The organism is Streptomyces sp. WAC04114 (assembly GCF_019733245.1).
In the GTDB taxonomy this organism is placed as follows: domain Bacteria; phylum Actinomycetota; class Actinomycetes; order Streptomycetales; family Streptomycetaceae; genus Streptomyces; species Streptomyces massasporeus_A.
Genome location: NZ_JAIGQA010000328.1, coordinates 1 through 3267 on the forward strand (window position 1 = coordinate 1; position 3267 = coordinate 3267).

The following is a 3267-nucleotide window of genomic DNA, read 5'->3' on the forward strand; positions in this document are numbered from 1 at the left end:
GCCGGAGAGGCGGGTCCCCTGCCCGAGGGGGCGGGTCCCCTGCCGGGGCTCGGGGACTCCGTCCGAGTTCGCCTCGGACGCCGGGCCCCAGGGGGCCCCGGGCTCAAGGCTCGGGGATCCAGCCCCGAGCCGGCGACGCGGATGAAGACCCGACCACCCGACCACCCGACCCCCTCGGGATCGCGCAGCGTCTCGGCGTCGGTCTCGGCCGCCCGGGTCGCCCGGGTCGCCCGGGTCGCCCGGGTCGCCCGGGTCGCCCGGGTCGCCCGGAAGGCTACTGCTGCGGGTGGTGCGGCGGGATGGGGGGCAGGTCGCCGGTCGTTTCGTAGGACGACAGCATGTCGATGCGGCGGATGTGGCGTTCGTCACCGGAGAACGGCGTGGCGAGGAACGTCTCCACGAACTTCGTCGCCTCGTCCTGCGAGTGCATGCGCGCGCCCACCGCGACGACGTTCGCGTTGTTGTGCTGCCGACCCAGGGACGCCGTCTCCTCGCTCCACGCGAGGGCCGCACGGACGCCCTTGACCTTGTTCGCGGCGATCTGCTCGCCGTTGCCCGAGCCGCCGATGACGACGCCAAGGGCCTCGGGGTCCGCGGCCGTGCGCTCCGCCGCCCGAAGGCAGAAGGGCGGGTAGTCGTCCTGGGCGTCGTAGATGTGCGGGCCGCAGTCGACGGGGTCGTGACCCGCCGCCTTCAGCCACTCGACGAGGTGGTTCTTGAGTTCGTAGCCCGCATGGTCCGAGCCGAGGTACACGCGCATGGGACGAGTGTGACACGGGTGTTTCGGGGAAAGCGCGCGGGGTGCCGCTCATGAAAACCCTGGGCGAATGTGAGCCGCATTACTGAACCTCAGGAAAACCTCAAGTAACAATCTGGATTCAAAGGTTCTCCTATCCGTTCGCCTCCGATTCACTGGACCGGCTCGTACACCGCTCGTACGAGCCCCCCGTACCCCGGCATGCCGCGAAACACCCCGTTCGTGCGGCGCGCGCGGTTCCGTACGGAAGTACAGCTCCCCGGCGCAAAGGAAATCCGTTCCATGACCTCGCAGCCGACCATGAACAAGACCGGAAACGACCCCGGAAGGCCCGGAGACCCCGGAGCCGAGGGCTCCGGGCTGCAGGCCGGGCTCAAGAACCGGCATCTTTCGATGATCGCCATCGGCGGTGTCATCGGCGCCGGACTCTTCGTCGGGTCCAGCTCCGGTATCGCCACCGCCGGGCCCGGCATCCTGCTGTCGTACGCCCTCGTCGGCACGCTCGTGGTGCTGGTGATGCGGATGCTCGGTGAGATGTCGGCCGCGAACCCGACCTCGGGTTCCTTCTCCGCGCACGCCGACCGGGCCCTCGGGTCCTGGGCCGGTTTCTCCATCGGCTGGCTGTACTGGTTCTTCTGGGTCGTCGTGCTCGCGGTCGAAGCGACCGCCGGCGCCGTGATCCTGGAAGGGTGGATACCGGCCGTGCCCCAGTGGGGCTGGGCCCTGATCGTGATGGTGGTGCTGACCGCCACCAACCTGGTCTCCGTCGGCTCCTACGGCGAGTTCGAGTTCTGGTTCGCGGGCATCAAGGTCGTCGCCATCGCCGCGTTCATCATCATCGGCGGACTCGCCGTGTTCGGGCTGCTGCCCGGGGTGGACAGCGAGCAGGCCGGGCTGAGCAACCTCACCGAGCACGGCGGCTTCCTGCCCAACGGGGCCGGCGCCATCCTCACCGGTGTGCTGCTCGTCGTCTTCTCCTTCATGGGCAGCGAGATCGCCACCCTGGCCGCCGGTGAGTCGGAGAACCCGCGGCAGGCCGTCACCAAGGCCACCAACAGCATCATCTGGCGTGTCGCCGTCTTCTACCTCGGCTCGATCGCCGTCGTCGTGTGCCTGCTCCCCTGGGACAGCAAGTCCATCGCCAAGGACGGTTCCTACGTCGCCGCGCTCGACTCCCTCGGCATCGCGCACGCCGGTCAGATCATGAACTTCATCGTGCTGACCTCGGTGTTGTCCTGTCTCAACTCCGGTCTCTACACCGCCTCCCGCATGGCCTTCTCCCTCGGCCAGCGTGGTGACGCGCCGAAGGCCTTCGCCCGCACGACCTCCAACGGCGTGCCGCGCACGGCGATCCTCGCCTCCGTCGCCTTCGGCTTCGTGGCCGTCTTCTTCAACTACAAGTTCCCGGACTCCGTCTTCCTCTTCCTCGTGAACTCCAGTGGCGCGGTCGCCCTGTTCGTGTGGCTGGTGATCTGCTTCTCCCAGCTGCGCATGCGGAAGATCATCAAGGCCGAGTCGCCCGAGAAGCTCGTCGTGAAGATGTGGCTGTACCCGTACCTGACCTGGGCGACTGCCGCGCTGATCGTGTTCATCCTCGGCTACATGCTCACCGACACCGAGCACGACGGGCGCAAGACCATCCTGCTGTCGCTGCTCGTCGCGGCCGTGGTGCTGGTCATCGCCTTCCTGAAGAAGGGGATCCGTGGTGGGCGTCCGGCCGCGGACGCCGCGCAGGTCCAGGGTGAGGAGCGCAGCGAGGTGTCGGCCGGCTGATCCTCCGGCCGCTCGCCGTTCGTGGTGAACGGGGGCCTGTGGCGCGTGCGTCGGCACGCTCCACAGGCCCCTTTTCCGTGGCCTGCCGCGCTGCCTACAGCACCGTGAAACTGTCCTTGACCTTCTCGTAGGTGGCGAGCGCCTCCTGCTCGATCTCCTCCTGGTACCACGTGTTGACCTGGTACGACTTGCCGGTCACGTTGAAGCCGAGCAGCCGGGCGTGCCAGTGGACGCCCTTCAGCGTGAACGTGTACTCCCAGACCACCGCCGGGTGGCCGCGGAACGTCGTCTCCTCAAGGCGGATCTTGCGGTAGTCCTGGCCCTGGTGGGCGTTGCGCTCCGAGGTCTGCCAGGTCTCCAGCAGGTCGCCGCGAGCCAGGGAGGACTTGCCGACCAGCTCCTGGGACCCGTCCGGGGAGGTGTAGTGCACCTCCGCCCCCGTCTTCACGTCCCGCCGCCAGCCGTCGGGCGTCGCCCAGGCGAACCCACCGGCCTCCCGGTGCGTGCCGGGAGGCAGCGTCTGCGGCCTGGCCGTGCCCTCGACGGTGGGCGAGGGAGTGGAGCCTCCCGTGGTGCCCGCCGTGGTGCCCCCGGTGGTGGCCGGCGCTGACGCCGAGGAGCCCGCGCGCGGAGTGTCGTCCCCGCCCGGCGAGCCCGATGACGTGGCCAGCAGGATTCCCACGACCGTTCCGGCCGTGGCGAGGGTGGCCGCCGCGGCGGTGAGCACCGTACGGCGA

2 protein-coding genes and 1 pseudogene are annotated in these 3267 nt (G+C 69.2%); 1 reads left to right on the forward strand and 2 read right to left on the reverse strand.

What is annotated here, in order from left to right; genetic code table 11:
- Positions 1–274: 274 nt before the first annotated feature.
- Complete coding sequence (locus K4G64_RS38795) at positions 275–760, reverse strand: ribose-5-phosphate isomerase (RefSeq protein WP_221760547.1); 486 nt, start codon at positions 758–760, stop codon at positions 275–277.
- Between the two features lie 279 nt (positions 761–1039).
- Between K4G64_RS38795 and K4G64_RS38800 the strand changes: the two genes are divergently transcribed.
- Positions 1040–2530, forward strand: coding sequence for an amino acid permease (locus K4G64_RS38800; RefSeq protein ID WP_221760548.1), 1491 nt, complete (start codon positions 1040–1042; stop codon positions 2528–2530).
- Positions 2531–2624: 94 nt separating this feature from the next.
- Here K4G64_RS38800 and K4G64_RS38805 read toward each other — a convergent pair.
- A pseudogene (locus K4G64_RS38805) lies at positions 2625–3267 on the reverse strand (serine/threonine protein kinase); the annotation flags it as partial.

Excerpts from the sequence above, each read along its gene's own strand:
- K4G64_RS38795 (WP_221760547.1), bottom strand. The coding sequence starts at position 760 with ATGCGCGTGTACCTCGGCTCGGACCATGCGGGCTACGAACTCAAGAAC.
- K4G64_RS38800 (WP_221760548.1), top strand. The coding sequence starts at position 1,040 with ATGACCTCGCAGCCGACCATGAACAAGACCGGAAACGACCCCGGAAGG.